This window comes from Herbaspirillum sp. GW822-FHT03A08, from assembly GCF_058801885.1.
The window spans coordinates 640,179-665,826 of record NZ_JBXANR010000002.1 but is presented as its reverse complement, the minus strand read 5'-3'; the positions used below and the strand labels follow the sequence as shown (position 1 = coordinate 665,826).

The following is a 25,648-nucleotide window of genomic DNA, read 5'->3' as shown; positions in this document are numbered from 1 at the left end:
ATTCACGACAACAGCAATTTCAAATCATGCACGATGGGTTCGGCGCCCTGGCCATGTTTGACGAACAAACGGATGTGACCCTGCGGATCGAAGACGTAGCTGCCTGCGGTGTGATCCATGGTGTAGCTGCCCGGCGTCTTGCCCGGTACTTTCTGGAAGAACACCTTGAATTCCTTGGCGACCTTGGCGGTGGCGGCGTCATCACCATACAAACCGAGGAAACGCTTGTCGAAAGCCGGCACATACTGCGACAGGATCTGTGGAGTATCGCGCGCCGGATCGACAGTAACGAACAGGACCTGCACCTTGTCGGCCTGCGGCCCGAGTTCCTTCATCACATTGGCCATCTCGGCCATCGTGGTCGGGCAGACGTCAGGACACTGCGTGTAGCCGAAGAACATCACGACCGCCTTGCCCTTGAAGTCGGCCAGCGTGCGCGGTTTGCCGTTGTGATCGGTCAGTGCGAAGTCCTTTGCGTATTCCAGGCCGGTGACATCGGTATTGACGAACTTCTCGGTATTGCCCTGGCAGGCCGCCAGCATCAAGGTCGACAAGGCCAGCAACGCTGCCGGCAACAACGAACGCAAACGCTTCATCAGAAAGTCCTGAACAGGAAATAGTGGTCCACCAGCAGCACCGCAAACAACAGGGACAGATAAATGATCGAATAGGTAAACGCCTTGCGCGCGATCAGGTCCGTGTAGTGGCGATAAATCTGCCAGGAGTAATAGAAGAAAATCGCGCCCAGCACGACGGCGCTGGCGAGATAGATCAGGCCGCTCATGCCGACGGCGAACGGCAGCATGGTGGTGGCGAATAGCGCAATCGTGTACAGCAGGATCTGCAGCTGGGTGAACTTCATGCCATGCGTGACAGGTAGCATCGGCAGGCCGGATTTCGCATAGTCGTCGCGGCGGTACATCGCCAGCGCCCAAAAGTGCGGCGGCGTCCAGATAAAGATGATCAGCACCAGAATCCAGGCTTGCATCGGCACGTCATTAGCGACTGCCGCCCAGCCCAATGCCGGCGGCATCGCACCGGACAGGCCGCCGATGACGATATTTTGCGGCGTCGACGGCTTGAGGATGATGGTATAGATGACGGCATAGCCGACGAAAGTCGCCAGCGTCAGCCACATGGTCAGTGGATTGACCAGGTTGAACAGCACCCACATGCCCATGCCGCCGATCACGCCGGAAAACACCAGCGTCTGCACTACGGTGATTTCACCGCGCGCCATCGGGCGGCGTGCAGTGCGGGCCATGCGTGAATCGATTTCCCGTTCCACCAGGCAATTGATGGCGAACGCGGCGCCGGCCAGCAGCCAGATGCCGATCGTGCCAAACACGACCTTGCGCCAGTCCGGCAATTCCGGGGTGGCCAGAAACATGCCGATGACGGCGCAGAACACCGCGAGCTGGGTCACGCGCGGTTTGGTCAGCGCCCAATACTGGGCAATTCGGTTGGTTTGTACGGTCAATGTGGTCATGTCAGATTGTCGGCGCAGTATTTTCCCCGGCATGCGGGACGGAAACACGGGCCGTTTTCCCCTCGGCAAGCGGTGCGTACCTAGCCTTGTAGTTTAACATGACCAGCAAAAGCAGAAGTAAGGCTGCCCCACCGTTGTGCAGGACGGCAATCGCCAGCGGCCAGTTGAGGTAAATCGTCGACAAACCCGTCACCAGTTGCAGCGCGATCACAATCAGAAGCCAGCGCCCGGTTTTGCGCAGCCCCGCGTCCTTAAGGGTCTTGTGCGCCAGCCAGGCGACATAGGCAATCACCACGAAAGCGAATGACCGGTGCACCCAATGGATCGCGGTCAGGGCCGGAAATGGCAGGTATTCGCCGTCGGCCGTTTTGCCCAGATGGCGCCACAGCGTAAAACCGTTTTCAAAGTCCATCTGCGGAATCACCGCGCCATGGCACAAGGGGAAATCGTTACAAGCCAGCGCCGCGTAATTGGTGCTGACCCAGCCGCCCAGCGCAATCTGCACGATCAGCAGCAGCATGCCGACCAGCGCCGGCAGCGCCAACGCTCGCCCCAGCGCCGACACCGGCACATGCTCATTCTGTTGCGCGCCAAGCCAGGCCAGCATCGCCAGCAAGGTCAGGCCGAGCAGCAAATGAATGGTGACGATGATAGGCTGCAGCTTCATGGTCACGGTCCAGGCGCCGAATGCGCCCTGCAGGCACACGAACAAGAACAGCGCAGTCGGAAACCACGGCCGGAACTTGATTTCGATATGACGCGACTTGATCCAGCGCCGCCATGCAATCACCATCAAGGTAATGATCAGCACGCCGACCGCCATCGCCAGATAGCGATGGATCATTTCGATCCAGGCTTTGGCAACCGTCACGGGACCAGTCGGCATGGCTTCCTGCGCGGCACTGATGTGCTCATGCGCGAGCAACGGATTGGAGTGGCCGTAGCAACCCGGCCAGTCGGGGCAACCAAGTCCGGAGTCAGTCAGACGCGTAAAAGCGCCGAACATGATCAGGTCAAAAGTCAGGAACAGCGTGACCCAGACCAGCTTGCGGTATTTGTTGACGTCATTGGAAACCCAGGTCAGCGTCAGCGGAATCAGCGCAACCAACAGACCCATGATGGCAAGTTGAATCAGCATCGCCGCCTCACCCTATCGCCGATGCGCGCAGCAGTTTGCTGATGTCTTTTTTCATCTTGTTGGGATCGGCATCCTTGGGGAAGCGCATCATCAGATTGCCTAACGGATCGATGATGTAGATGTGATCTTCCATGGCCGTACCTTCATCGGTCGGCAGCCAGGCCTTCAACAGCTTTGCATCAACACGCAGCATGTCGGTGCCGTCGTATTCGCGCATGAGCACGGTGTCGAGCGGCTTGGCGTCGGTAATCAGCCAGACGCGTTCGATGCGTTCCATTTCCTTGCCTTGCATCAGGCGCAGCTGGCGCATGGCAAACAGGCGCGTCTTGCAGGCGTCGTCGCACTCGCCGCCGGCGACTTGCAGCATAACCCATTTACCCTTGTAGTCTTCCAGACTGGCTGGCTTGCCGTCCAGCTCAGTGCTGCCCAGAGCCGGGATCGGGTATTGGCGCGGGTCGATCAGCGCGCCGTAGTTGGTGCGGCTTTGCGGCTTGATCACGTAGTAGGTGAGATAGGAAGCGATCATCGGCGCGGCGCACACGGCGACGACCAGGAGCAGCTTCCAGCGGCCGCGTTTGCGTTGCACTTCTGGTTGAATTTGTGGCACCAGCTCTTTACTTTTTTCCACTTCGAAATCCTGTCACAACAAAGAAAATAACGGCCATCAAGGCTAGCGCATACCATTGCACGGCATAGCCGCGGTGACGTTCGATGCCCAGCGACGGCGCAGGCCAGTCGCGCACCAATCCGTCTTTCATCTCCCCGCCCTGCTCAATCAGAAAAGGGGCGAGCTTCAAATTGCTGGCGGCGGCATAGGCAGGGAGATCCAGATTCTGCATGATGGCGCCCGGCTTCGGCGCTTCCGCCGTGCCCAGTTGCAGCAGATGTCCGGCGTCACGGCGGATCACGCCTTCAATCTCGACAACGCCCACCGGCGTCGGCAGCAACGGCACCTTGGTGCGGTCGGTGATGTCGCGCGGCGTCCAGCCGCGTTCGACGAGTACCGAGGTATCCGAGTCCGCTATTTTAAACGGGGTCAGCACATGGAAGCCCGGCGCGCCATTGTAGGGCCGGTTGTCGAGGTAGCTGGTCCACGAAGAAATGAATTCGCCTTTCACCCTGACGTGCCGGTATTCGCTCTGCCCTACGTCGAGCTGCTGTACGGTGCCGGTCAACGCTATTGCCGGCGCTGCCTGACGCTCGACCATTTTGTCCTGAATAGTTTGTTTCTCGTCGCCGCGGCGCGTCTGCCACTGCCCCAGCGATACGCCGATGGCAGCGACAATCAGCGTCGCCACCAGCGGAACCCATCTAACCCGGAATCTGATTGGCATTACAATGTCACTTCACTCAATACAACAACAGTCTCTGGGCGGCGCGATTGTGCGGTCCGCCCAAACAGACGCTTCCGCCTCCGAGACCGGCCTCACCATGAAAATCATCGTCGCCATTGCTTTCATCCTGATCATCGGCAGTCTTGCTTCCGCGCTCCTGTTTCTGATGCGCGACAAGGGCAAAAGTAGCCGAACAGTATATGCGCTCACCTTGCGCGTCGGCTTCTCGGTGCTGCTGTTTATCTTGCTGCTGGTGGCGTATAAGTTCGGCCTGATCCAGCCTACCGGCATCCGCTGACGTCGCGCTGCGGAATCCGGCTGCTTCGACAAAGAATCAAGCGGAAGCTTACACGCTTTTCTATTATTTTCGCGCCGTCGCCAGATCGTAAAAAAGCCGCACCGAAGTGCGGCTTTTCCGTTGCTGGCTGCCTGATCTTTACAGCCAGTAGACTACGACATAGAGGCCCAGCCAGACCACGTCCACAAAGTGCCAGTACCAGGCGGCACCTTCGAAGGCGAAGTGGTGTTCCGGCGTGAAGTGGCCGCGCAGCACACGGTATAGCACCACCGACAACATGATCGCGCCCATCGTCACGTGGAAACCGTGGAAGCCGGTCAGCATGAAGAAGGTCGAGCCGTAGACGCCCGAGGTCAGCTTCAGGTTCAGCTCGGTATAGGCGTGATGGTATTCATAAGCCTGGAAGCCCATGAAGATCGCACCCAGCAAGATCGTCGCAAACAACCAGATCGCCGTTTGGGTACGATGACCGGCGCGCAAGGCGTGGTGAGAAATCGTCAGCGTCACGCCTGACAGCAGCAGCAAGGCGGTATTGATCGTCGGAATCGGGAACGGCCCCATGGTCTGGAACGATTCGATCGTGCCGGCCGGGCCGCTGTTACCCCAATGTGCGGCGAAGTCGGGCCAGATCACCTTGTGATCCAGATCGGCCAGCCACGGCATGGTGATGCTGCGCGCATAGAACAGCGCGCCGAAGAAAGCGGCGAAGAACATCACTTCCGAGAAGATGAACCAGCCCATGCTCCAGCGGAAAGACGCGTCGATGCGCTCGCTGTACTGACCGGATTCGGACTCGCCGATGGCCTGGCCGAACCACTTGTACAGCACCACCAGTACCGCGAGGATGCCGATAATGTTGAGCGCCATGCCCCAGGAATGGCCGTTGACCCAGGCCGAAGCCCCAGCCATGGTGACCAGCATCGATATGCCCGCCAGCACCGGCCATTGCGATGGACCGGGTACAAAATAGTACGGTGCTTTAGCGTGTTGAAAACTCATCTCCATCTCCCAATACAAAATTCGGATCTTTTATAAATGACTGCTTCAGACTGCCACTGCAACATCCCTTGGCTGGTCCAGCATCGCTTCGCTGAGCGTTTTTACTGAGCCACCACCATCTTTACTATCAACACCAGTACGGTCACAAAAATCGCTGCGCCAATGATGCCGGCGATAATCACATGCAACGGATTCAGCCTGGCGGCATCGCTTTCGTAGTCGCTGCGCTTGCGCACGCCGAAGAACGACCAGAACACCGCCTTCATCGTCGCCGCAAATGATGCCTTGCGCTGCGTTGCGTCTTTCAAGTCGCTCATTTGCCGCTTTCCTTTTGACTGCTGGAAGCAAATGTCTGCCGCCGGCTTGCTTCAGCTTGCCTTCTTGTTCAGTCCTTCAATTTCGAAAAACGTATAAGACAGCGTAATCGTCTTCACATCCTTGGGCAGCGCCGGATCGATATAGAACACCACCGGCATCTGCTTGGCCTCATTCGGCCCCAGGGTTTGCTGCGTAAAACAGAAGCACTCCACCTTCTTGAAGAAGGCCGCCGACTGCTGCGGCGCGTAACTCGGTATTGCCTGCGCATCGACGCTGCGCGCCTGCGTGTTGACCACTTCGTACAGCACCTGCGTCATTTCGCCCGGATGCACCTGCATGCTGGCCACCGTCGGACGGAAGCGCCAGGGTCCCTGCGAATTGCCGTCGAACTCGATCGTCACGGTACGGCTTTTGTCGATCTGGCTGTTCGTCGGCGCTTCGACTGTTACATCCTTGGGCGTCAGGAAATTGACGCCGGTCACTTCGCAGATCTTCTTGTACACGGGAATCAACGCGTACCCGAAACCGAACATCAGGACGGCGATGACCAGCAACTTCCCCAGCATCTGCCGATTCAGTTTGCGATCGGTCGTCATTTGAACCAGATGCGGTTAATGAAGATACCGATGAAGAACCCTGCTGCTACCAGCGCCAGCAACAAGCCTGTGCGCAGATTGTTCGGCTTTTTACGATCTGTCATACAGAGTGGGCAGGACCAGCCTGCCGCTCCCTTTATTTAACTGTCGGTGGCGTTTCGAATGTGTGGAAAGGCGCCGGGCTCGGCACTGTCCACTCCAGGCCTTCTGCGCCTTCCCATGGCTTGTCTGCGGCTTTGACGCCGCCCTTGATCGACGGAATCACGACGAAGAACAGAAAGTACACCTGCGACAAGCCGAAACCGAAAGCTCCGATGGTCGCGAGCATGTTGAAGTCGGTGAACTGCGCCGGATAGTCGGCATAGCGACGCGGCATGCCGGCCAGCCCCAGGAAGTGCATCGGGAAGAAGGTCACGTTGAACCACACCAGCGAATTCCAGAAGTGGATCTTGCCGCGGGTTTCGTTGTACATGAAACCGGTCCACTTCGGACCCCAGTAGTAGAAACCGGCGAACAGCGCGAACAGCGAACCGGCCACCAGCACGTAGTGGAAGTGCGCCACCACGTAGTAGGTATCCTGCATCTGGATGTCGATCGGGGTCACGGCCAGGATCAGGCCGGTGAAGCCGCCCATGGTGAACACGAAGATGAAGCCGACCGAGAACAGCATCGGCGTCTCAAACGTCATCGAACCGCGCCACATGGTGGCGATCCAGTTGAAGATCTTCACGCCGGTCGGCACCGCAATCAGCATCGTGGCGTACATGAAGAACAGCTGCGCAGTCACCGGCATGCCGGTGGTGAACATGTGGTGCGCCCAGACGATGAAAGACAGGATCGCGATCGACGCAGTCGCGTAGACCATCGACGCGTAGCCGAACAGTTGCTTGCGGGCGAAGGCCGGGATGATCTGCGACACGATGCCGAACGCCGGCAGAATCATGATGTAGACCTCAGGGTGGCCGAAGAACCAGAAGATGTGTTGATACATCACCGGATCGCCTCCGCCGGCCGCGTTGAAGAAGGATGTACCGAAATGGCGGTCAGTCAGCGTCATGGTGATCGCGCCGGCCAGCACAGGCATCACGGCGATCAGCAGGTAAGCGGTGATCAGCCAGGTCCAGCAGAACATCGGCATCTTCATCAGCGTCATGCCAGGAGCGCGCATGTTCAGGATGGTGACGATGATGTTGATTGAACCCATGATCGACGATGCACCCATGATGTGCATCGCGAAAATACCCATGTCCATGCCCGGGCCCATTTGCGTCGACAGCGGCGCATACAAGGTCCAGCCGGCGGCAGTCGCACCGCCCGGCACCAGGAAGGAACCGGCCAGCAGCAGCGCCGCAGGCGGCAACAGCCAGAACGAGAAGTTGTTCATGCGGGCGAACGCCATGTCGGAGGCGCCGATCTGCAGCGGAATCATCCAGTTGGCGAAGCCGACGAAGGCCGGCATGATCGCACCGAACACCATCACCAGGCCGTGCATCGTGGTCAGCTGGTTGAAGAACTCGGGACGGAAGAATTGCAGGCCGGGCTGGAACAGTTCAGCGCGGATCAGCAGCGCCAGCACGCCGCCGGAGAGCAGCATGGTGAACGAGAACCACAGGTACAGCGTACCGATGTCCTTGTGGTTGGTGGCGAAGATCCAGCGGCGCCAGCCGTGCGGGTGGTCATGATGTCCGTGATCATCGTGACCATGTGCGTGGTCATGCGAATGATCGTGGCCGTGATCGACTACTGTTGTGCTCATTTCAGTCTCCCAATTCGATACATGTGCGCGTACGAAGTAAGCGCTCAGGTTCTCACTTAGTTCAGTTACTTGCGCGCAGCCAGTACGTCAGCTGGTTGAACGATATTTTCTTGTGCTTTATTGGACCAGCTGTTGCGTGTGTAGGTAATCACGGCGGCGATTTCGGTGTCGTTAAGCACCGACTTCCAGGCTGGCATCGCGTTTTTGCCGTTCAACACGGTATTGATCTGCGCGGCCTTCGGACCGTTCACGACCGGGTCGCCGTCCAGCGCAGGGAATGCACCGGGTACGCCCTTGCCGTTGGCCTGATGGCAAACCACGCAGTTGGAGGTGTAGACTTTTTCGCCGCGCTGCTTGAGCTCATCGATGGTCCAGACCTTGGTCGGATCATCGGCTTTGGCGGCCATTTCTTTTTTCTTGCCCTCGACCCAGGTCTTGTAGTCGGCTTCGCTGACGACATTGACAACGATAGGCATGAAGGCATGGTCCTTGCCGCACAGCTCAACGCACTGGCCGCGGTAGGTACCGATCTTTTCGGCCTTGAACCAGGTGTCGCGCACGAAGCCGGGAATCGCATCCTGCTTCACGCCGAAGGCCGGAATGGTCCACGAGTGAATCACGTCGTTGGCGGTAGTGACGATACGGACCTTCTTGTTGACCGGAACCACGACAGGATTGTCGACTTCGATCAGGTAGTTGTCGTTTTTCTTCAGCGAAGAATCGACGATCTGTTCACGCGGGGTGGCCAGATTGGACAGGAAGGAAATACCTTCGCCTTCGCCCTTGAGGTAATCGTAGCCCCACTTCCACTGCATGCCGGTGACCTTGATGGTCAGGTCGGCATTGGAAGTGTCTTTCATCGCGACGACGGTCTTGGTGGCGGGCAGCGCCATGCCGATCACGATCAGGAAAGGAACCACGGTCCAGGCGATTTCAACGGTGGTGCTTTCGTGGAAACTGGCCGACTTGTGGCCGAGGGACTTGCGGTGCTTGAGGATGGAATAAAACATGACGCCGAACACGGCGAGAAAAATCACCAGGCAGATAATCAGCATCAGGTGATGCAAATCATAGATCTGCTCAGCGATCTGCGTGACCGGTGGCTGGAAATTAGTCTGCAATACGGCCGGACCGCCCTTGCTATCGACGACTTTATCACCCCATGCCCATGACGGCACGGAAGCCGCCAGGAACGATGCACCAAGTAGCAAAGAATGAAGGCGCTTCGCAATTATCATGATTTCCTCAAAAGCCCAAAATAATTATAAGAATTGTGCCAACTACCTGACGCTACTGCTGCTGATTTCCTGCTTCAGCTCCAGTGCGAACTCGCGTCTCTTCCATTCCGTCAGGTACCGACCTACATCGACTCGTATTCCAGAGGACTCCAGCCTCACCAATTTGCGGTGAGACCCTGCCGGTTCGATTCGTATCTTATGCAGATCGAGCCTGAAGCGACTCGTTTTTCCTGCACGTACAAATTCGACCAGCAAACAATCTTCGACCAGCGCGATATATTCGCGATCAGTCGCATGACGTGCATAAATCAGAAAAGCAAAACCGACTGCGGACAACTCAAGTACAGAGAAAACCAATATGTACCAGGCTCCACGCAAAGTGAAAATAAACGCTACTGTCAAAGAAACCGCGCAGAGGATCGCGAAAACTTGCCCCAATTGGTGCGGCGCAATCGAACAGTTGCGCTTCAACATCCACTCCCGCTTTACCACGGCGCGCTCTCATTATTGCTCTTAAAACCATGAGGCCGAGCACGTCCGCACAAGCTAAAACCCTCGGAGTATAAGGGGTAACTGTAAATGTTATCAAGCGGAATAAAGTCGCTTTTTCGCTCTTGACACAATGCCTTTTCAGCCCTCGGAAAGCGCCCGCCTGCACCAAAAAAATCCGTTCCGGACAACGATACAACACGATGAAATGTCGAATCGGCGGCGAACATGGCTACTTTTTCGGCAAATCGAAGCGAATAATCGACTCGCCGCTGGCAGTGGTCCTGGGCACCGGCCGGAAGGCATGGCCGTAGATCACTTCAAACGTCAGCGGTATCTTGCCGTCTGCGCCGCGCAGTTGCTCCAGCGCTTTGATCAGCTTACCGTAAGCGTCGCGCCCGAGCAGGCCGCGCCGCCGGCTTTCGAGCGGATTGCCGCCCCAGGCACGCACGTCCGCCAGCAGGCGCTGCGGCGTTTCATAGGTGACGGTGATGTTTTCCATGTCCATGACCGGTGTGGAAAAACCGGCATTGACCAGCATGTCGCCGAAGTCGTGCATGTCGACAAACGGCAGGCTGTGCGGCGCGGCATCCACGGCTTCGAAGGCGGCACGTACTTCCTTGAAGGTATCCGGGCCAAAGCAGGAGAACATCAGCAGCCCCTCGACGCGCAGAACCCGGCGCCATTCGGCGAACACGCGGTCCGGCTGGGGATGCCACTGCAAGGCCAGATTGGACCAGACCACATCCAACGCGTTGGCGGAAAACGGCAATTGGGCGAAATCGGCGCACGCCAGACTGCCGGCGCTGCCGGAACCGGACGACGGCAGCCACTTGGTCAGCAGGCGATTGACGGCGGACTGCGCCGCCTGTTGGCGCTCCTGCGCCAGGGCCAGCATGCTGAAAGCGCCGTCCAGCCCGATGATCTGCGCATCGGCGAAGCGTTTTTGCAGGGCGGCGATATCGGCGCCCTCGCCGCAACCGGCGTCCAGCACGCGCTGCGGCTCGATTTTGATCAGCAGCAGCTTCTCTTGCATGCGGGCGGAGACTTCGCGGCGCAAGAAATCCGATTCGGCGACGCGCGCCGGCGTGGAAAACAGGCGGCGTACCAGAGGCAGATCGATCGGCGCGCTCAATTTGGCGCTGGCGTTAGGCGGAGGCAAAGACATGAAAAATCGGACGGGCAAGATGAGATAATCGGCGCTAGTGTAGTCCAATTCGTTATTTCGGGTGCAAACCCAGCCTTAGCCGTCAGGATCTCTCGCCCATGTTCGCCCGCCTGCAAAGTGTGACCAGAAGCCCGCTGTGGCCGCGTTGGCTGCCGCAGCTGCTGCCGTCCTCCTGCGTACTGTGCGGGCAGACCGACCGCAACGCCGTCTGCCAGCCTTGCCGCCAGCAGCATTTCACTCTGCGCCCGCGCCGCTGCGTGCAATGCGCCATGCCGATTCCGACGACGGCCAAGGAAATCCGCTGCGGCGAATGTCTCAAGAACAAGCCGGCCTTTGACGCCACCATCGTAGTTGCCGACTATGCGGCGCCCGCCGATCAACTGGTGCTGGCGCTGAAATTCGGCGCCAAACTGCCGCTGGCGCCGCTCATGGCGGATATGCTGGAAGAAGCCGCAATGCATGATGCCGATCGCGGCCTGAAGCTGCCGACGCTGTTGACAGCGGTACCGCTGGGCAAACTACGGCTGCAGGAGCGCGGCTTCAACCAATCCCTGGAAATCGCCCGGCCATTGTCGCGTCTGCTCAATATTCCGCTGGAACCCTTACTGGTGCGCCTGCGGGACACTCAGGCCCAGGCGACGCTACCCAATGAGGAGCGCCGGCGCAACATCCGCCGCGCCTTCGTGGTACCGACGCAGGCCATGAACTACGTGCGCGGCGCGCATATCGGTGTGATCGACGACGTCATCACCACCGGCGAAACGCTTAATGAAATCGCTTCCACGCTAAAGCGCTTCGGCGCCAAGCGTGTGACCAATATCGTGTTTGCCCGCACGGTATCGAAGTAATCCACACGCTCATCTGCTTCATCATCCGCTTCATTCAAGGAGAATCATTTGTTTCACGTCGTTCTGGTCGAGCCGGAAATTCCACCCAACACCGGTAACATCATCCGTCTGTGCGCCAACACCGGCGCGCAACTGCACCTGATCGAGCCGCTCGGCTTTCCGCTGGACGATGCCAAGATGCGACGCGCGGGGCTGGACTATCACAACTACGCGACCATGCAGGTGCATCCCAACTGGGAAGCTTTCATTGAAAAACGCCGGGCCGATCCGCAATTCAACGCTGAGCGCATGTTCGCGCTGACCACGCATGGCTCGACGCCATTTGCCGGCGTGGCTTTCCGTCCCGGCGACGTGTTCGTATTCGGCGCCGAAACGCGCGGCCTGGCGCCGGAGCTGCGTGAGTCGTTTCCCACCGGCCAGCGCATCCGCCTGCCGATGCGGCCGGACAATCGCAGCCTGAATTTGTCGAATACGGTTGCCGTGGTGGTGTACGAGGCGTGGCGGCAGAACGGTTTTGCCGGCGGCAGCTGAGTTTCATCAACTCGCCTGACTGCCCGCGCAATAAAAAAGGCCGCAAACGCGGCCCTTTTTATTTTATCGCTACCGATTACCCCAGCAACAGCGCGTCGTCGGAAAGCACTTCTCCACGAGTACGCTCGAACATCTTCAGCAAATCGGGCACATCCAGACCGGCACGCTCTTCACCGGACACGTCCAGCACCACTTTGCCTTGATGCAGCATCACGGTACGGTCGCCGTAGTCCAGCGCCTGGCGCATGCTGTGCGTCACCATCATGGTGGTCAGCTTGCTTTCGGCGACGATCTTGGCGGTCAGCTCCAGCACGAAGGCGGCAGTCTTCGGATCCAGCGCAGCGGTGTGCTCGTCCAGCAGCAGAATGCGCGACGGTTGCAACGACGCCATCAACAGGCTGACGGCCTGACGCTGGCCGCCGGACAATAGACCGATGCGGTCGGTCAGACGCTTTTCCAGGCCGAGATTCAGGATAGACAGCTTCTCGCGGAACAGCTCGCGCATGTTGCGTTTGATAGCGAAGCCGAAACCGCGGCGCTTGCCGCGCGCCATCGCCAGCGCCATGTTTTCTTCAATGGTCAGGGCTTCGCAGGTGCCAGCCATCGGATCCTGAAACACGCGCGCCACCATGCCGGCGCGATCCCAGGCTTGTTTTTTCGTCACGTCGACGCCGTCGATTTCAATGCTGCCCGAATCCACCAGCAGATCGCCCGAAATCGCATTGAGAAAAGTCGACTTGCCGGCGCCGTTGGAACCGATCACGGCAACGAACTGACCGGTCGGGATTTCCAGGTCAAGGCCGCGCAGCGCAGGATTTTCAATCGGCGTGCCCGGATTGAAGGTAATTTTGAGATCGTTTGCCTTCAACATATCAGGCCCCCTTACGCAGCAGTTTCAGCTTGCGCTTGCCCATCGGCAGCACCAGCGCCAGCATGACCAGCACGGCGGTGACCAGATTCAGATCTTGCGCCTGCAGGCCGATGAAGTCGCTGTTCAGCGCCAGCGCGATGAAGAAGCGGTAGAGAATCGCGCCGAGGATCACGGCCAGCGTGGTCCAGACCAGACGACGCGCCGGCAGGATGTTTTCGCCGATGATCACGGCCGCCAGGCCGATCACGATGGTGCCGATGCCCATGGAAATGTCAGCGCCGCCCTGAGTCTGTGCAAACAACGCGCCGCCCAAGGCCACCAATGCATTGGCGAGCGCCATGCCGGCCAGTGTGGCGCGGCCGGTGGCGATGCCTTGCGCACGCGCCATACGGGCGTTGGCGCCGGTGGCGCGCATGGCCAGACCGATTTCGGAAGAGAAGAACCAGTCCAGCAGCAGCTTGGCGAGCACCACCACCACGATCAGCACCAGCGGACGCTCGACGTAGTCGGGCATCCAGTCCGGCAGCAGGATGCTGAAAATGGTCGGTTCGCTGATCAGCGGCACGTTCGGCTTGCCCATCACGCGCAGGTTGATGGAGTACAGTGCGATCATCATGAGAATACTGGCCAGCAGATCCATGATCTTCAGGCGCACGTTCAGCCATGCGGTCGTGAAACCTGCCAGTGCGCCGGCCAGAATCGCCACGCCGGTCGCCAGGAACGGGTTATAGCCGGCGGCGATCATGGTTGCCGCCACGGCGCCACCCAGCGGAAAACTGCCGTCAACCGTCAGATCGGGGAAAGTGAGGATGCGGAAGGAAATCAGCACCCCGAGGGCGACCAGACTGAAAATCAGCCCGATTTCCAGTGCGCCCAAGAGCGTATACAGCGACATAAAAAGGTCTTTCTTAAAAAACACATTCGGCATTGACCTGTGCGGCATGTGGGTAACATGCTGGTCGATGCCGAATGTCCTCTGAAAATCATGCCGTGGAGCGCTGGTGGCGCCGCACGGCATGCTTCGAGTACAACTAAGTACAACGATGTGCAGCCCGGCAGAACCAGGCTGCAAGGCACGTCAACTGATCAGTTGAGGACCTTGGTCGCCGACTTCAGGAAGTCCGGGCTCAGCGTCACGCCCTGCTTTTGCGCGGCAGACGTGTTGATGTACAGCTCCAGGTTCTTGCTGGTCGACGATGGAATATCGCCCGGCTTTTCGCCCTTCAGGATGCGCGCCACGATTTTACCGGTCTGACGGCCCAGGTCGTAGAAATTCACGCCCAGTGCAGCAACCGCGCCACGCTTGACGCTGCCGGTGTCGGAAGCGATCAGCGGGATCTTGGCATCGTTACAGACCTTGGCCAGCGACTCGAAGGTCGACACGACAACGTTGTCGGTCGTGGTGTACATCACGTCGATCTTGCCGATCAGGCTCTTGGCGGCAGGCGCGACGTCAACCGAACGCGGCGAAGCGGCTTCCACCAGTGTCATGCCCTGCTTTTCCAGCACGGCCTTCAGCGCGTTGAGCGCCGAGACCGAATTGGATTCGCCGGGATTGTAAACGATGCCGACGCGCTTCGCGTTAGGGACCACTTTTTTGATGATCTCAACTTGCTTGACCGGATCCAGCATGTGCGACAGGCCGGTGACGTTGGTGCCGGACGGGCCCCAGTCCTTGACCAGTTGCGCCGCGATCGGATCGGCGATGGCCGAATAGACGATAGGGATGGTCTTGGTCGACGCCACCAGCGGCTGCGCCGACGGGGTGCCGATAGCAACGATCACGTCAGGATTGTCGCCGACGAATTTCTTGGCGATCTGACCGGCGGTGCCGGCATTGCCCTGGGCGCTCTGGAATTCCCATTTGAAGCCCTTGCCAGACTCGAAACCTTCTGCCTTCAGCTCGTCGCGGGTGCCGTCGCGCACGGCATCCAATGCCGGATGCTCGACGATGGATGTGGTCAGCACGCTCTTGTCGGCGGCCAGCGCCGGCGCGGCGCAGACAGCGGCTAGCGCGAGCGCGCCGGTGATGACGCGCAAAGTTTTAGTCAATGTGAACATATCCTCTCCTCGGGTGGTTCTTTGTGTATTTCTTTGGGTATGAAAAAGCGCCTCTTGGCGGGCGCTTGTTTTTCAGCAATTCGATTATTTGATGACTGTTTTCGCCGACTTGATCAAGTCAGCCGACAAGGTCACGCCCTGCTTTTGCGCTGCGGTCGTATTGACGAACAGTTCCAGCTTGCTGCTGGTGGCAGAAGCGATGTCGCCGGGCTTTTCGCCCTTCAGGATACGCGCAACGACTTTGCCGGTCTGACGGCCCAGGTCGTAGTAGTTCACGCCCAGAGCAGCAATCGCGCCGCGCTTGACGCTGTCGGTGTCGGAAGCCACCAGCGGGATCTTGGCGTCATTGCCGACCTTGACCAGTGCTTCATAGGCCGACACCACGTTGTTGTCGGTGTTGGTGTAGATCACGTCAACCTTGCCGATCAGGCTCTTGGCGGCGGAACCGACGTCGACGCTGCGCGGTGCGGCGGCTTCAACCAGGCTGATGCCGGACTTGCCCAGCAGTTCTTTCAACGCCTTCACGACCACAGCCGAATTGGCTTCGCCCGGGTTATAGACCATGCCGACGCGCTTGACGTTAGGCACGACGCGCTTGATCAGGTCGACTTGCTTCTCCAGTTCCAGCAGGTCGGACACGCCGGTAACGTTGGTGCCGGACGGCTTCCAGTCCTTGACCAGCTGCGCCGCGACAGGGTCGGTCACGCCGGAATAGACGACTGGAATCGACTTGGTGGCGGCCACGACGGCTTGTGCCGACGGTGTCGCGATGGCGACGATGGCGTCAGGCTTGTCGCCGATGAACTTGCGGGCGATCTGTGCGGCGGTGCCGGTGTTGCCCTGCGCGCTTTGGTATTCCCACTTCAGGTTCTTGCCGGCTTCGAAGCCTTCGTCCTTGAGTTCATCCTTGACGCCGTCACGAACGGCATCCAGAGCAGGATGCTCAACAATGGCTGTGACCAGAACAGCTTTGTCCGCTGCGAGAGCAGGCGCGGAGCAGACCGCGGCCAGGACCAGGGCGCTTGCCAATGCATTTGCCAAGTTCGGCAACGACAATTTTTTGATGCTGGACATGAGTGTCTCCTCAGAATTATTAGGTGAAAGCGGCAAAAGACGGTAAGTCTAGCCTAGCGCCTGCCAACAATCAATTTACGTAAACAATTTTGAAGCATGCCTGAAACGGTTGCCAGACATATCATCCGCGTCAAAAATCGACCATCCGGCACGATCTTTCGCACATCCGTTCTTATTTTTCAAAAAACCATCGATATACAGCCTGATAAACGCCAAATCCGGCTCGCATTGAGAACCGGGAAAAGCGTAAAAACCTCAATTGATATAATCTGCGCCCATGCCAACCGCCCTTCGCTCCTTCGCCGCCTGGATTGCCATCGCCTGCCTGGCGTTCGGCAGCCTGTTGCCGCTTGCCTCTCTGGCAGCGGCAAAGACGCCGGCATCGGCCATGGCGATTTGCTCCACCAGCGTAAGTATCACGTGGCAAAGTCCCGGCTCCGGCCCGAATCAGTCCACACACGCCCATTGCAGTTATTGCAGCAATGGTCAGCCTTACGTACTTGATTTGCCGGGCGGCAATGTCGATGCATTCCATGCAACATCGGTGTATCTGACGGCGCAAACGCTGCAGCGCGAGCACTTTCCACATGTATCGAGAGCAGACAACCGTGCGAGAGCACCGCCGGCTTGAGTATTTCACATCACTTGTGCACCCGCCTCGCTGGCTTACTCTCATCACTCAAAGGATTCCTATGTCTTACCGCCATTTACTCACCCTCTTTGCGGCCCTGGCCCTGACCGGCACAGCTTACGCTCACGATTACAAGGTCGCAGAACTCCAGGTCGGCCACCCATGGGCGCGCCCGACCGTGCCCGGCCAGCCGTCCGGCGGCGCTTACCTGAGCATTGAAAACAAGGGCAAAGCCGGCGACAAGCTGATCGCCGTCGCCTCTCCCGCCGCCAAGTCGGCGGAAATCCACACCATGTCCATGGATGGCAACGTAATGAAGATGCGCGAAGTCGGCAGCATCGACATCAAGCCCTCCGAAAAGATTGCCATGCAGCCCGGCAACGGCTATCACATCATGCTGATCGGCCTGAGCCAGCCACTGAAGGCCGGTGACAAGATCCCGATGACGCTGACGTTTGAAAAAGCCGGCAAGCTGGAAGTCTCGGTCTACGTCGAAGACAAGACGGCCGATAAAGGCGGCGACAAGGGCGGCATGGAACACATGCACCATTGATCGGCAGCACGTTCAGCACCAAGCCCGCGTTTGAGAAACGGGCAATAAAAAAAAGCGGCCTCCTGGCCGCTTTTTTTTTGTGACCGGCATTGCTGCCGCATTCTGACCCGGCTGCGCTTATTTACACACTTATTTGCGCACCTTGGCCAGCAGCTTGGTGGTGGAACGATCATGTTCGAAAGCGATGGCCACCGACTTGCCGCCGTAGGCTGCAACAGCTTGCCCTTCTGGAATCGCCGCCATGTCGTAGTCGCCGCCCTTCACATAAATCTGCGGGCGCGCTTCCTGCACGACTTCCAGCGCCGTATCTTCGTCAAAAGGCACCACCAGCGACACCGATTCCAATGCCGCCAGCACCGCCATGCGGTCTTCGCAGCTATTGATCGGGCGGTCGTCACCTTTGCCGAGGCGTTTGACCGAAGCGTCAGTATTCGCAGCCACCACCAGCGATGCGCCTTCTGCACGCGCCTGCGCCAGATAGGTCACATGCCCGCGGTGCAAAATATCGAACACGCCGTTGGTCAGCACGACCGGCTGCGGCAGCGCGGCGACACGTGCTTTCAGCTCGGCACGGCTGCAAATCTTTTTCTCAAAATCACTCATCTGGTTCTTTCTCTTCTGTTCTGGCTTCACGCGACGCTCCTGCTCTGCGCGCTTTGCCGTGCGTTGCTTATGCGGCTTTTCCAAATAAAAAAGCCGCACGTAGTGTGCGGCTTTCATCGTCAGACTGCAAGCTGATCAGAGTCAGCCAAAAATCAGGCAGCAGCAGGTTGCACCGGTGCTGCTGGCGCCATGCGGGTGACGATTTCCTTGCGGTAGCGGTTGAGTTCCTGCACGGTTTCAAAGGTGCGCTCAAACAGCAGGGACATGTTGTGCAGGATACGGTCGACAACCTTCTTTTCCCACTCGCTGTCGAACTTGATCTGCGTGTCGAGCCAGTGCTCCAGCCACTCAGGATCCGGCAGACGGCTTTGCACGGTGTCGTTCGGGAACAGCGCCTGATTGACGTGCAGGTTGGTCGGATGCAAAGGCTTTTCAGTGCGACGGGCAGATGCCATCAGCACGCCGATCTTGGCGAAGGCTGCACGTGCAGTATCGCCGACTTCGACCAGGGCCTTTTTCATGTAGCGCAGGTAAGCGCCGCCGTGGCGTGCTTCGTCCTGGCTGATGATCTTGTAGATTTGCTTGATGACCGGCTCGGTGTGCCAGTCGGAGGCGCAGCGGTACCAGTGATTCAGGCGGATTTCGCCGCAGAAGTGCATCATCAGGGTTTCCAGCGGCGGCGCAGGATCGAATTCGAAGCGCACGTTGTGCAGTTCTTCTTCCGTGGGCGCGAACTCCGGCTTGAAACGGCGCAGATATTCCATCAGCACCAGAGAGTGTTTTTGTTCTTCGAAGAACCACACGGACATGAAAGCGGAAAAGTCGCTGTCACCGCGGTTGTCGCGCAGGAACATTTCCGTCGCAGGCAGCGCCGACCATTCAGTGATCGCATTCATGCGAATGGTCTGGGCTTGCTCGTCGGAGAGCATCGAAGCATCGAATTTATCCCAAGGAATATCTTTATCCATATTCCAGCGGACTTGTTCGAGCGATTTAAACAGTTCTGGGTACAGCATTCTGACCTTGCCTATGATTTAACTTGTTGATTTTACCAAGAGTTTTCCCCTCCCCCATACTAAAACTGCTTCGTTTCAGAATGATGACATGCAACAAAGTCACGCACATTTGCGGACAAATGTTGTTGTTTTGCGCCGATCAAGGGGATTTTGGCTTGCGGGAGGCTGGCTTGGATTGGCGAGATTGTACAACAGTCGATTTGGCGCGTGTTCGCGGTTTGGCTTCCGCCTTGGGTTTTGTTGTTTTTTTCGGGGCTGCAGGCTTACTTGCCGGCTTACTTACTGGCTTAGGCGCAGCCTTGGCGGCAGGTTTAGCGTCCTTGGCCGTTTTCGCGGCTGGAGCCTGATCTGCCAGCACATTGCCGACAGCTTGCTGGAATTGCTCCTGCAGCAGATTCCACCAGGCGTTGGGGTTAGCCATGGACGCCTGGAAATCCGGCGCCGGCATTGCCTTCTCCCCCTCAGTCTGCTTTTCCTTGGCTGGTTCGGCATTTTCCGCCGCATCTTTGGCGGTTGCCGACAAATCTTCCGGCATGTCCTCTTCAGACTCTTCCTCGTCTTCGACGGCAGGCTCAGGCTGCGGTGCTGCGGCGCTGCGCGGTGCTTCTTTTTTCTGCTCCGACGGTTGCGGCGGCCAGGACGGGAAGCCAAACGGCGATGCGGCCTTCGCCGCCGCAGCAGCTTCATCGGCATCACGCGGCGTCAGAATCGCACCCATCGCCTGCAAGGTCGACAAGGTGGCGCTTTGCACTTCCATCGTCTGAATGGTCGCACGCAGCATGTTCATATTGAGTTCCAGCCATGACGCGACAGTCTTGAGGTCGGCGATCTTCTTGTTGATCTCTTCGACCGACAGCGAGGGAATGCCCATGGCCGGTGCGCCCATGCTACCCCACATCTTGCGCATGAATTCCATCGTGTCGGCAATCGATCCGGCGCCGGGCATGTTGTTGTGATTCAGCATTTCAGTCTCCTATCGATCCACGCAATTGAAACGTCTGCCGCCGCGATGTCTGCGCTGCGGCGCTGTACAGAAAGTGCCTTGATCATGCGCTCCTTCCTCCTGCGGCGCAACAACGCCGCCACCATGAAGCACGAATTTTTCTTCCTCAACGATAGACGTCCGGATCGAAAAAATCGCATTGTACGTGGTTTGAATTGCCGTTTGCCCCCTTCATCCAAGGTAAAACAAGAGCGCGACGCAAGAGCCGCGATACACTTACGCCATGACAGAAACAAAGGCTTTCCCTCCGACCAGACGATGGCGCATTGCGGCGCTGATCGCCTTCACCATCCTGCTGCATGTGCTGGCGATCCATTGGGGCAAAGCATCCTTCAATGCGGCCAAGGCTGATGACCAGGCATCCAGCATGAGCGTGACGCTGGTGCCGCTGGAACAGCCGAAGCAGCCGGTGTCGCTGCCCGTCGCCGCCAAACCCAAGGCACCGAAGCCGAGGCCAAGGCCTGCTCCTAAAACATCGCCTCCGCCGCCAACGGACACCCCGGCAAGCCCGGTTGCAGATCCGGGCCCTCCAGTTCCACCCGAGGCGGCTGCCGCTAATGTGACAGATGCCGCGACTACACCTGCCCCTGCTCCCGCCGACGACAAGAGTGCATCGAAGCCGGCACAAGGCACGCAATATCAGTTTGATCCACCGCCCTCGGCAGATCTGGAATACGACGTCCACGCCTTTTTCAATGACCTGAACTGGTCCGGCACCGGCACACAAACCTGGAAGACCGACGGCAATCGCTACAGCGTCGACGGCGAAGTCTACGTCCGGATGTTCACCAAGATCACCTTCCTGACCTACACCAGCCAGGGCGACATTAACGAATTCGGCGTCTCGCCTGAAATCTATACGGAGAAGAAACGCAATCGCGCCGCCACCAACACGCACTTCAACCGCGAACGCAATCTGGTGAGCTTTTCGTCATCCACCACCACCTATCCGCGCGTCGGCGGTGAGCAGGATCGCGCCAGCATCATCTGGCAGCTCGCCGCAATCGGCCGGGGCGACTCCGCCAAGTTCACGCCGGGTGCGGTGATCGACATGTTTGTCGCCGGCGTGCGCGATGGTGAGGTGTGGCGCATGCAAATCGTCGGCCAGGAAGAAATCCGCCTGATCGACGGCGTGCATCAGGCCTGGCATGTCGTCCGTCAGCCGCGTCCCGGCTCGTACGACCAGCGCCTCGATATCTGGCTGGATCCAGGCCGGCAATGGTATCCAGCCCGTTTAAGGTTTACTGAAACAAACGGGGATTATTTGGAGATGTCGCTGTCCAACCTCAAAACTCGGTAAACTAGAGTTTTTGGCGAAGATGCCGGACCGACCGCTCTTCGCATCGCTAGGCCCCGAAAAACCGTAGGTACCGCTCCCGCCATGTCACCGCAGTCACATGCTGCCAGCCGGACAGTTGCCGAATTTTCAAGTGAATCCACATGCCGACATCCGCTACCCCACGCCGCGCACTTTCGCGGCTACTTGGCGCTCTGCTTCTGACGAGCGCCTTCATTTCCGCCTCCTCCCTGGCTGCCGATCCCGCCGAACATCCGGTGATCAAGCGCAAAGTCAGCCTGCCGCCGTCAGCCGAACTCCACTACAGCATCGAGGCCAAGCAAAGCGGCTTGCAAGTCAACGGCGAGGCGCTGGTCAAATGGAACAACAGCGGCGCCAAATACGTCGTCACCACCGAAACCCGCGCCATGATGCTCGGCAAAATTCTGGAAACCACCAGCGAAGGCGACGTCGACAGCTACGGCCTGGCGCCGACGCGTTTCATCGACAAGCGCTTCCGCCGCGAAGCATCGACCACCACCTTCAACCGCGAAACCAACGCCATCAATTTCACCCAGTCGGCTGAAACCTATCCGCTCAAGGGCGGCGAGCAGGACCGCGCCAGCATCATCTGGCAATTGATTGCGGTGGCGCGCGGCAATGCAGACAAGTTCACGCCGGGCTCAGAATGGCTGTTCTTCGTAGCCGGCCCGCGTGATGCGGAACAATGGAGCTTCAAGGTCGTCGGACGTGAAAAGATCAAGACCAGGCAGGGCGAAATCAACGCTGTCCACGTGCTGCGCGCACCACCGCCGGACGACAAGGGACAAAAGCTCGATATCTGGCTCGCACCGTCGTCGGACTGGTATCCTGCACGCTTGCGCTTCACCGATCCAGATGGCGATTTCATCGAACAGACGCTGGACAACGTTAACAAGAAACCCGGTTAAGACTACAAAAGATGAATGTCGGAAACACAAACATGACCACTCCCCGCCCCTCTCTCTCGCATCGTGCGCTGGTATTGTTCAGCGGCGGCCAGGACTCGACAACGTGCCTGGCGTGGGCGCTGTCCCGCTATGACAAAGTCGAAACGATCGGCTTCGATTACGGCCAGCGTCATGCCATCGAACTGAAGGTGCGGCCGACATTGCTGGAAAAGATGCGCGGCTTTTCGGCGGAGTGGCAAAAGAAACTCGGCGAAGATCACATGATCGATTTGTCGCTGATCAGCACCATTTCCGACACGGCACTGACGCGCGACGTCGCCATTTCCATGCAGGAAAACGGCCTGCCGAACACCTTCGTGCCGGGCCGCAATCTGCTGTTCATGACCGTGGCGGCGACCGTGGCTTATCGCCGGGGACTCGATGTGCTGGTCGGCGGCATGTGCGAAACGGATTTTTCCGGTTATCCGGATTGCCGCGACGACACGATGAAGGCGCTGCAGGTCGCACTCAATCTCGGCATGGCGACCAACCTCAAAGTAGAAACGCCGCTGATGTGGATCGACAAAGCGGCCACCTGGCGTCTGGCCAACGAATTGGGCGGACAGGCCCTGGTCGACCTGATTCGTTCGGATACCCACACCTGCTATCTCGGTGAGCGCGGGGCCTTGCATGACTGGGGTTACGGCTGCGGCAACTGCCCGGCCTGCGACTTGCGCGCGCGCGGTTATCAGCAGTACATGCAAACCGCGTAAGCAGCTTTCGCCGACATAAAAAAAACGGCAGATCGGGACTACCCCGCCTGCCGTTTTTCTTTTTTTGCGCCGTCAAGGCGCAACGTCAGAACAATCGAATCAGCGTCAGAACAACTCGTTCTTCATCTGGTTCTTGGCCTTCTCTTCTTCCGGCGACGCCGTCGTGCCATGGTCGCCCATGCCCAGGTCGCGCACGCTGGCGTTAGGCGGATATTCCGAATAGTAGTATTCGCCACCCGACTCAATCAGACCGCTCGGCACGGTGCGGTCGACCATCGGCGCATCCTTGAGCGCCTTCTGCATGTAACTGATCCAGATCGGCAAAGCCAGGCCGCCGCCGGTTTCACGGTCACCCAGACTCTTCGGCTGGTCGTAGCCCATCCACGCAATACCGACCAGATTCGGTTGATAGCCGGCGAACCAGGCGTCCATCGAATCGTTGGTGGTGCCGGTCTTGCCGGCCAGGTCGGTGCGCTTGAGCGACAAGGCCTTGACCGCGGTGCCGTGACGCACGACGTCGCGCAGCATGCTGTCCATCACGAAGGCGTTACGCGCATCAATGACCCGGTTGGCTTCGTCGCCGGACTTGGCCGGTTGCGCTTCTGACAAGGTGTTGCCGTTGTTGTCGGTGATCTTGGAGATCAGGTAAGGATTGATCTTGTAACCGCCATTGGCGAACACCGAATAGGCGCCCACCATCTGCAGCGGCGTCACCGCGCCGGCGCCCAGCGCCAGCGTCAGGTAAGGCGGATTCTTGTCTGCGTCAAAGCCGAAGCGTGTGATGTATTCCTGCGCGTACTTGACGCCGACGCGTTCAAGAATGCGGATCGACACCAGGTTGATCGACTTCTGCAGCGCGCGGCGCATCGAGATCGGACCTTCGAACTTGCCGCCGTAGTTCTTCGGTTGCCATACCTGGCCGCCGGTCTGGGTGAACGTCAGCGGCGCATCATTGATGATGGTGGCCGGCGACAACCCCTTTTCCAGCGAAGACGAATAGATGAACGGCTTGAACGACGAACCCGGCTGACGCCACGCCTGGATCACGTGGTTGAACTTGTTGCGGTTGAAGTCGAAACCGCCGACCAGCGCGCGGATCGCACCATCGTTCGGATTGACCGAGACAAAGGCTGATTCGACTTCCGGCATTTGCGTGACGATCCAGTTCTTGCCGTCCTGGAACACGCGAATGATGGCGCCGCGCTTGATCTTCTTTTGCGGCGGCGCTTTTTCGCTCAGCAGATTTCCGGCAAAACCGAGACCGGAGCCGGAAATCTTGATCTCGTCGCCGGTCGCCAGCACGGCAGTGATTTCCTTGGTGGTCGCTTCCAGCACCACGGCGGCGACCAGGTCATCGCTGTCGGGATGGTCGGCCAGTTCTGACTCGATGGCGTCGTCGGCTTCTTCCTTGGACGTGGTCGGAATCTCCATGTAGCCTTCCGGACCGCGATAGCCGTGACGGCGTTCATAGTCGATGATGCCGCGGCGCAGCGCCAGGTAGGCGGCGTCCTGATCCGCCTTGGTGATGGTGGTGAAGACGTTCAGGCCGCGTGTGTAAGTGTCATCCTTGAATTGCGCGTAGACCAGCTGGCGCGCCATTTCGGAGATGTACTCCGCATGCACGCCAAATGCGGTGCTGTCGCTCTTGACCTGCAGCTCTTCATCCTTGGCTTGCGTGTATTGCTGTTCGGTGATGTAGCCGAGCTGGCGCATGCGCAGCAAGATGTATTGCTGGCGCGCATGGGCACGCTTGGGATTGACCACCGGATTGTAAGCCGACGGCGCTTTCGGCAAACCGGCCAGCATGGCGGATTCAGCGATGGTCAGTTCCTTGAGCGACTTGCCGAAATAGATCTGCGCCGCCGACGAGAAGCCGTATGCGCGCTGGCCGAGGTAAATCTGATTCATGTAGACCTCAAGGATCTGGTCCTTGGTCAGATTGCGCTCGATCTTCCATGCCAGTGGAATTTCGTAGAGGAATTTGCGCGAAGCTTTTTGCAGGAAGGTCGGCTCATTGCTGGTCAGGAAGAAATTGCGCGCGACCTGCTGCGTGATCGTACTGGCGCCGCCGCCGCCGCCTGACAAGTTGGCGAAACTGGCGCGCACGATGCCTTGGTAATCAACGCCGCCATGCTCGTAGAAACGATCGTCTTCGATCGCCAGCACGGCCTTCTTCATGATGTCCGGAATATCTTTGATGTGCACGAGGTTGCGGCGCTCTTCGCCGAACTCGCCGATCAGCACGCCGTCAGCGGAAAACACGCGCAGCGGGATCTTGGGACGATAGTCGGTCAGCGAATCGAGGTCCGGCAGTTTCGGATAGGCCAGCGTCACCACAAACCCCAGCACCAGCGCCGCCATGAGCACCAGCGCCACCAGCGTGCCAACCGTCCCCAGCAGAATGCGGATGACCGGATGTAAACGTTTCTTGGTCTTGGGGGTATCGACAGAAGTTGTTGGTTCCGGGCCAGGCGCGGCAGCAGGAGCTGGAGTTGGCGCTTTGCCTTTGTTTTCAGGGGTGGTCATGCGTTGAGGCTGGGCTTGAGAAAGACAATCCTCGCATTATAACGACTTGCAAGGTGGGGAAATTCGGCATTTGACAGGAATCCGACTCGCGCACAGACCGGTGGATATGCGCTTGTCCGCGTGACGATGA

At 58.6% G+C, this 25,648-nt stretch carries 29 protein-coding genes; 8 read left to right on the top strand and 21 right to left on the bottom strand.

Features of this window, described 5'->3' with window-relative positions; translation table 11 throughout:
- Nucleotides 1–2: 2 nt before the first annotated feature.
- The 5 genes from AC1RN6_RS08105 to AC1RN6_RS08085 are packed head-to-tail and all read right to left on the bottom strand — an operon-like array spanning nt 3 to nt 3,961.
- Nucleotides 3–596, bottom strand: a complete 594-nt coding sequence (locus AC1RN6_RS08105; protein WP_493004436.1) for an SCO family protein — start codon at nt 594–596, stop codon at nt 3–5.
- Nucleotides 596–1,489 carry a heme o synthase gene (gene cyoE, locus AC1RN6_RS08100; protein WP_493004435.1) on the bottom strand — a complete coding sequence of 298 codons (894 nt, stop codon included), beginning with the start codon at nt 1,487–1,489 and terminating at the stop codon, nt 596–598. Before cyoE ends, AC1RN6_RS08105 begins: the two co-directional genes overlap by 1 nt.
- A 1-nt stretch (nt 1,490) precedes the next feature.
- On the bottom strand, nt 1,491–2,627 hold the full coding sequence (locus tag AC1RN6_RS08095; RefSeq protein WP_493004433.1) for a COX15/CtaA family protein: 1,137 nt from the start codon (nt 2,625–2,627) through the stop codon (nt 1,491–1,493).
- A 7-nt stretch (nt 2,628–2,634) separates the two neighbouring features.
- A complete protein-coding gene (locus tag AC1RN6_RS08090; RefSeq protein ID WP_493004431.1) occupies nt 2,635–3,255 on the bottom strand; it encodes an SCO family protein in 621 nt (206 codons plus the stop codon).
- The gene (locus AC1RN6_RS08085; RefSeq protein WP_493004429.1) at nt 3,242–3,961 is read right to left on the bottom strand and encodes an SURF1 family protein; all 720 of its coding nucleotides are present in this window, start codon (nt 3,959–3,961) and stop codon (nt 3,242–3,244) included. The genes AC1RN6_RS08090 and AC1RN6_RS08085 overlap by 14 nt, the downstream gene beginning before the upstream one ends.
- 97 nt (nt 3,962–4,058) lie before the next feature.
- Here AC1RN6_RS08085 and AC1RN6_RS08080 point away from each other — a divergent pair, with 97 nt between their 5' ends.
- Nucleotides 4,059–4,259 (top strand): twin transmembrane helix small protein, encoded by a 201-nt coding sequence (locus tag AC1RN6_RS08080; protein ID WP_493004427.1) that lies wholly within the window; start codon nt 4,059–4,061, stop codon nt 4,257–4,259.
- 138 nt (nt 4,260–4,397) lie between these two features.
- Here AC1RN6_RS08080 and AC1RN6_RS08075 read toward each other — a convergent pair whose 3' ends face one another.
- From AC1RN6_RS08075 to AC1RN6_RS08040, 8 genes are all read right to left on the bottom strand, one after another.
- Entirely contained in the window at nt 4,398–5,258 is an 861-nt protein-coding gene (locus AC1RN6_RS08075) for a cytochrome c oxidase subunit 3 (RefSeq protein WP_493004425.1), read from the bottom strand.
- A 101-nt stretch (nt 5,259–5,359) separates the two neighbouring features.
- On the bottom strand, nt 5,360–5,575 hold the full coding sequence (locus tag AC1RN6_RS08070) for a DUF2970 domain-containing protein (RefSeq protein WP_493004423.1): 216 nt from the start codon (nt 5,573–5,575) through the stop codon (nt 5,360–5,362).
- A gap of 51 nt (nt 5,576–5,626) precedes the next feature.
- Nucleotides 5,627–6,172 carry a cytochrome c oxidase assembly protein gene (locus AC1RN6_RS08065; RefSeq protein ID WP_007879570.1) on the bottom strand — a complete coding sequence of 182 codons (546 nt, stop codon included), beginning with the start codon at nt 6,170–6,172 and terminating at the stop codon, nt 5,627–5,629.
- Nucleotides 6,169–6,276, bottom strand: a complete 108-nt coding sequence (locus AC1RN6_RS08060) for a cytochrome oxidase small assembly protein (RefSeq protein ID WP_232511845.1) — start codon at nt 6,274–6,276, stop codon at nt 6,169–6,171. Before AC1RN6_RS08060 ends, AC1RN6_RS08065 begins: the two co-directional genes overlap by 4 nt.
- Before the next feature lie 32 nt (nt 6,277–6,308).
- Nucleotides 6,309–7,928, bottom strand: a complete 1,620-nt coding sequence (gene ctaD, locus AC1RN6_RS08055) for a cytochrome c oxidase subunit I (RefSeq protein ID WP_402277098.1) — start codon at nt 7,926–7,928, stop codon at nt 6,309–6,311.
- 65 nt (nt 7,929–7,993) lie between these two features.
- On the bottom strand, nt 7,994–9,166 hold the full coding sequence (gene coxB, locus AC1RN6_RS08050; RefSeq protein WP_493004421.1) for a cytochrome c oxidase subunit II: 1,173 nt from the start codon (nt 9,164–9,166) through the stop codon (nt 7,994–7,996).
- 42 nt (nt 9,167–9,208) lie between these two features.
- Nucleotides 9,209–9,658, bottom strand: coding sequence for a DUF2244 domain-containing protein (locus AC1RN6_RS08045; RefSeq protein WP_493004419.1), 450 nt, complete (start codon nt 9,656–9,658; stop codon nt 9,209–9,211).
- A 229-nt stretch (nt 9,659–9,887) separates the two neighbouring features.
- A complete protein-coding gene (locus AC1RN6_RS08040; protein WP_493004417.1) occupies nt 9,888–10,823 on the bottom strand; it encodes a methyltransferase domain-containing protein in 936 nt (311 codons plus the stop codon).
- Between the two features lie 98 nt (nt 10,824–10,921).
- Between AC1RN6_RS08040 and AC1RN6_RS08035 the strand changes: the two genes are divergently transcribed.
- A complete protein-coding gene (locus tag AC1RN6_RS08035) occupies nt 10,922–11,671 on the top strand; it encodes a phosphoribosyltransferase family protein (protein ID WP_493004415.1) in 750 nt (249 codons plus the stop codon).
- Between the two features lie 48 nt (nt 11,672–11,719).
- Nucleotides 11,720–12,202, top strand: a complete 483-nt coding sequence (trmL, locus tag AC1RN6_RS08030) for a tRNA (uridine(34)/cytosine(34)/5-carboxymethylaminomethyluridine(34)-2'-O)-methyltransferase TrmL (RefSeq protein ID WP_493004413.1) — start codon at nt 11,720–11,722, stop codon at nt 12,200–12,202.
- Between the two features lie 76 nt (nt 12,203–12,278).
- On the opposite strand, the gene AC1RN6_RS08025 is transcribed toward trmL, so the two are convergent.
- The 4 genes from AC1RN6_RS08025 to AC1RN6_RS08010 form a co-directional block, all read right to left on the bottom strand.
- A complete protein-coding gene (locus tag AC1RN6_RS08025; RefSeq protein ID WP_094562461.1) occupies nt 12,279–13,073 on the bottom strand; it encodes an ABC transporter ATP-binding protein in 795 nt (264 codons plus the stop codon).
- Between the two features lies 1 nt (nt 13,074).
- Nucleotides 13,075–13,968: an ABC transporter permease gene (locus AC1RN6_RS08020; protein ID WP_094562460.1), complete on the bottom strand. Its 894-nt coding sequence runs from the start codon at nt 13,966–13,968 to the stop codon at nt 13,075–13,077.
- A 191-nt stretch (nt 13,969–14,159) separates the two neighbouring features.
- Nucleotides 14,160–15,134, bottom strand: coding sequence for an ABC transporter substrate-binding protein (locus tag AC1RN6_RS08015; protein WP_493004411.1), 975 nt, complete (start codon nt 15,132–15,134; stop codon nt 14,160–14,162).
- An 84-nt stretch (nt 15,135–15,218) separates the two neighbouring features.
- Nucleotides 15,219–16,208, bottom strand: coding sequence for an ABC transporter substrate-binding protein (locus AC1RN6_RS08010; protein ID WP_493004409.1), 990 nt, complete (start codon nt 16,206–16,208; stop codon nt 15,219–15,221).
- Between the two features lie 277 nt (nt 16,209–16,485).
- Between AC1RN6_RS08010 and AC1RN6_RS08005 the strand changes: the two genes are divergently transcribed.
- Nucleotides 16,486–16,839 (top strand): DUF2946 family protein, encoded by a 354-nt coding sequence (locus AC1RN6_RS08005; protein ID WP_493004408.1) that lies wholly within the window; start codon nt 16,486–16,488, stop codon nt 16,837–16,839.
- Nucleotides 16,840–16,900: 61 nt separating this feature from the next.
- Nucleotides 16,901–17,392: a copper chaperone PCu(A)C gene (locus AC1RN6_RS08000; protein WP_493004407.1), complete on the top strand. Its 492-nt coding sequence runs from the start codon at nt 16,901–16,903 to the stop codon at nt 17,390–17,392.
- 129 nt (nt 17,393–17,521) lie between these two features.
- On the opposite strand, the gene rfaE2 is transcribed toward AC1RN6_RS08000, so the two are convergent.
- From rfaE2 to AC1RN6_RS07985, 3 genes are all read right to left on the bottom strand, one after another.
- Nucleotides 17,522–17,995 carry a D-glycero-beta-D-manno-heptose 1-phosphate adenylyltransferase gene (gene rfaE2 / locus AC1RN6_RS07995; RefSeq protein WP_493004748.1) on the bottom strand — a complete coding sequence of 158 codons (474 nt, stop codon included), beginning with the start codon at nt 17,993–17,995 and terminating at the stop codon, nt 17,522–17,524.
- 152 nt (nt 17,996–18,147) lie between these two features.
- On the bottom strand, nt 18,148–19,011 hold the full coding sequence (locus AC1RN6_RS07990) for a ferritin family protein (protein WP_198361779.1): 864 nt from the start codon (nt 19,009–19,011) through the stop codon (nt 18,148–18,150).
- Between the two features lie 139 nt (nt 19,012–19,150).
- The gene (locus AC1RN6_RS07985) at nt 19,151–19,975 is read right to left on the bottom strand and encodes a PhaM family polyhydroxyalkanoate granule multifunctional regulatory protein (RefSeq protein WP_493004405.1); all 825 of its coding nucleotides are present in this window, start codon (nt 19,973–19,975) and stop codon (nt 19,151–19,153) included.
- Nucleotides 19,976–20,237: 262 nt separating this feature from the next.
- On the opposite strand from AC1RN6_RS07985, the gene AC1RN6_RS07980 reads away from it, so the two are divergent.
- From AC1RN6_RS07980 to queC, 3 genes are all read left to right on the top strand, one after another.
- Nucleotides 20,238–21,314, top strand: coding sequence for a DUF3108 domain-containing protein (locus tag AC1RN6_RS07980; protein ID WP_493004404.1), 1,077 nt, complete (start codon nt 20,238–20,240; stop codon nt 21,312–21,314).
- Nucleotides 21,315–21,454: 140 nt separating this feature from the next.
- Nucleotides 21,455–22,240 carry a DUF3108 domain-containing protein gene (locus tag AC1RN6_RS07975; protein ID WP_493004403.1) on the top strand — a complete coding sequence of 262 codons (786 nt, stop codon included), beginning with the start codon at nt 21,455–21,457 and terminating at the stop codon, nt 22,238–22,240.
- Nucleotides 22,241–22,272: 32 nt separating this feature from the next.
- A complete protein-coding gene (queC, locus tag AC1RN6_RS07970; protein WP_493004402.1) occupies nt 22,273–22,992 on the top strand; it encodes a 7-cyano-7-deazaguanine synthase QueC in 720 nt (239 codons plus the stop codon).
- Nucleotides 22,993–23,097: 105 nt separating this feature from the next.
- Here queC and AC1RN6_RS07965 read toward each other — a convergent pair whose 3' ends face one another.
- Complete coding sequence (locus tag AC1RN6_RS07965; RefSeq protein WP_493004401.1) at nt 23,098–25,518, bottom strand: penicillin-binding protein 1A; 2,421 nt, start codon at nt 25,516–25,518, stop codon at nt 23,098–23,100.
- Between the last annotated feature and the right edge of the window lie 130 nt (nt 25,519–25,648).

Excerpts from the sequence above, each read along its gene's own strand:
- AC1RN6_RS08000 (WP_493004407.1), top strand. The coding sequence starts at position 16,901 with ATGTCTTACCGCCATTTACTCACCCTCTTTGCGGCCCTGGCCCTGACC.
- AC1RN6_RS08065 (WP_007879570.1), bottom strand. The coding sequence starts at position 6,172 with ATGACGACCGATCGCAAACTGAATCGGCAGATGCTGGGGAAGTTGCTG.
- AC1RN6_RS08095 (WP_493004433.1), bottom strand. The coding sequence starts at position 2,627 with ATGCTGATTCAACTTGCCATCATGGGTCTGTTGGTTGCGCTGATTCCG.
- AC1RN6_RS08075 (WP_493004425.1), bottom strand. The coding sequence starts at position 5,258 with ATGAGTTTTCAACACGCTAAAGCACCGTACTATTTTGTACCCGGTCCA.
- queC (WP_493004402.1), top strand. The coding sequence starts at position 22,273 with ATGACCACTCCCCGCCCCTCTCTCTCGCATCGTGCGCTGGTATTGTTC.
- coxB (WP_493004421.1), bottom strand. The coding sequence starts at position 9,166 with ATGATAATTGCGAAGCGCCTTCATTCTTTGCTACTTGGTGCATCGTTC.
- AC1RN6_RS07980 (WP_493004404.1), top strand. The coding sequence starts at position 20,238 with ATGACAGAAACAAAGGCTTTCCCTCCGACCAGACGATGGCGCATTGCG.
- ctaD (WP_402277098.1), bottom strand. The coding sequence starts at position 7,928 with ATGAGCACAACAGTAGTCGATCACGGCCACGATCATTCGCATGACCAC.
- AC1RN6_RS08040 (WP_493004417.1), bottom strand. The coding sequence starts at position 10,823 with ATGTCTTTGCCTCCGCCTAACGCCAGCGCCAAATTGAGCGCGCCGATC.
- rfaE2 (WP_493004748.1), bottom strand. The coding sequence starts at position 17,995 with ATGAGTGATTTTGAGAAAAAGATTTGCAGCCGTGCCGAGCTGAAAGCA.
- AC1RN6_RS08035 (WP_493004415.1), top strand. The coding sequence starts at position 10,922 with ATGTTCGCCCGCCTGCAAAGTGTGACCAGAAGCCCGCTGTGGCCGCGT.
- AC1RN6_RS08085 (WP_493004429.1), bottom strand. The coding sequence starts at position 3,961 with ATGCCAATCAGATTCCGGGTTAGATGGGTTCCGCTGGTGGCGACGCTG.
- AC1RN6_RS08020 (WP_094562460.1), bottom strand. The coding sequence starts at position 13,968 with ATGTCGCTGTATACGCTCTTGGGCGCACTGGAAATCGGGCTGATTTTC.
- AC1RN6_RS08025 (WP_094562461.1), bottom strand. The coding sequence starts at position 13,073 with ATGTTGAAGGCAAACGATCTCAAAATTACCTTCAATCCGGGCACGCCG.
- AC1RN6_RS08015 (WP_493004411.1), bottom strand. The coding sequence starts at position 15,134 with ATGTTCACATTGACTAAAACTTTGCGCGTCATCACCGGCGCGCTCGCG.
- AC1RN6_RS08105 (WP_493004436.1), bottom strand. The coding sequence starts at position 596 with ATGAAGCGTTTGCGTTCGTTGTTGCCGGCAGCGTTGCTGGCCTTGTCG.
- AC1RN6_RS08070 (WP_493004423.1), bottom strand. The coding sequence starts at position 5,575 with ATGAGCGACTTGAAAGACGCAACGCAGCGCAAGGCATCATTTGCGGCG.
- AC1RN6_RS07990 (WP_198361779.1), bottom strand. The coding sequence starts at position 19,011 with ATGCTGTACCCAGAACTGTTTAAATCGCTCGAACAAGTCCGCTGGAAT.
- AC1RN6_RS08005 (WP_493004408.1), top strand. The coding sequence starts at position 16,486 with ATGCCAACCGCCCTTCGCTCCTTCGCCGCCTGGATTGCCATCGCCTGC.
- AC1RN6_RS08080 (WP_493004427.1), top strand. The coding sequence starts at position 4,059 with ATGAAAATCATCGTCGCCATTGCTTTCATCCTGATCATCGGCAGTCTT.
- AC1RN6_RS08010 (WP_493004409.1), bottom strand. The coding sequence starts at position 16,208 with ATGTCCAGCATCAAAAAATTGTCGTTGCCGAACTTGGCAAATGCATTG.
- AC1RN6_RS07985 (WP_493004405.1), bottom strand. The coding sequence starts at position 19,975 with ATGCTGAATCACAACAACATGCCCGGCGCCGGATCGATTGCCGACACG.
- AC1RN6_RS07975 (WP_493004403.1), top strand. The coding sequence starts at position 21,455 with ATGCCGACATCCGCTACCCCACGCCGCGCACTTTCGCGGCTACTTGGC.
- cyoE (WP_493004435.1), bottom strand. The coding sequence starts at position 1,489 with ATGACCACATTGACCGTACAAACCAACCGAATTGCCCAGTATTGGGCG.
- AC1RN6_RS07965 (WP_493004401.1), bottom strand. The coding sequence starts at position 25,518 with ATGACCACCCCTGAAAACAAAGGCAAAGCGCCAACTCCAGCTCCTGCT.
- AC1RN6_RS08060 (WP_232511845.1), bottom strand. The coding sequence starts at position 6,276 with ATGACAGATCGTAAAAAGCCGAACAATCTGCGCACAGGCTTGTTGCTG.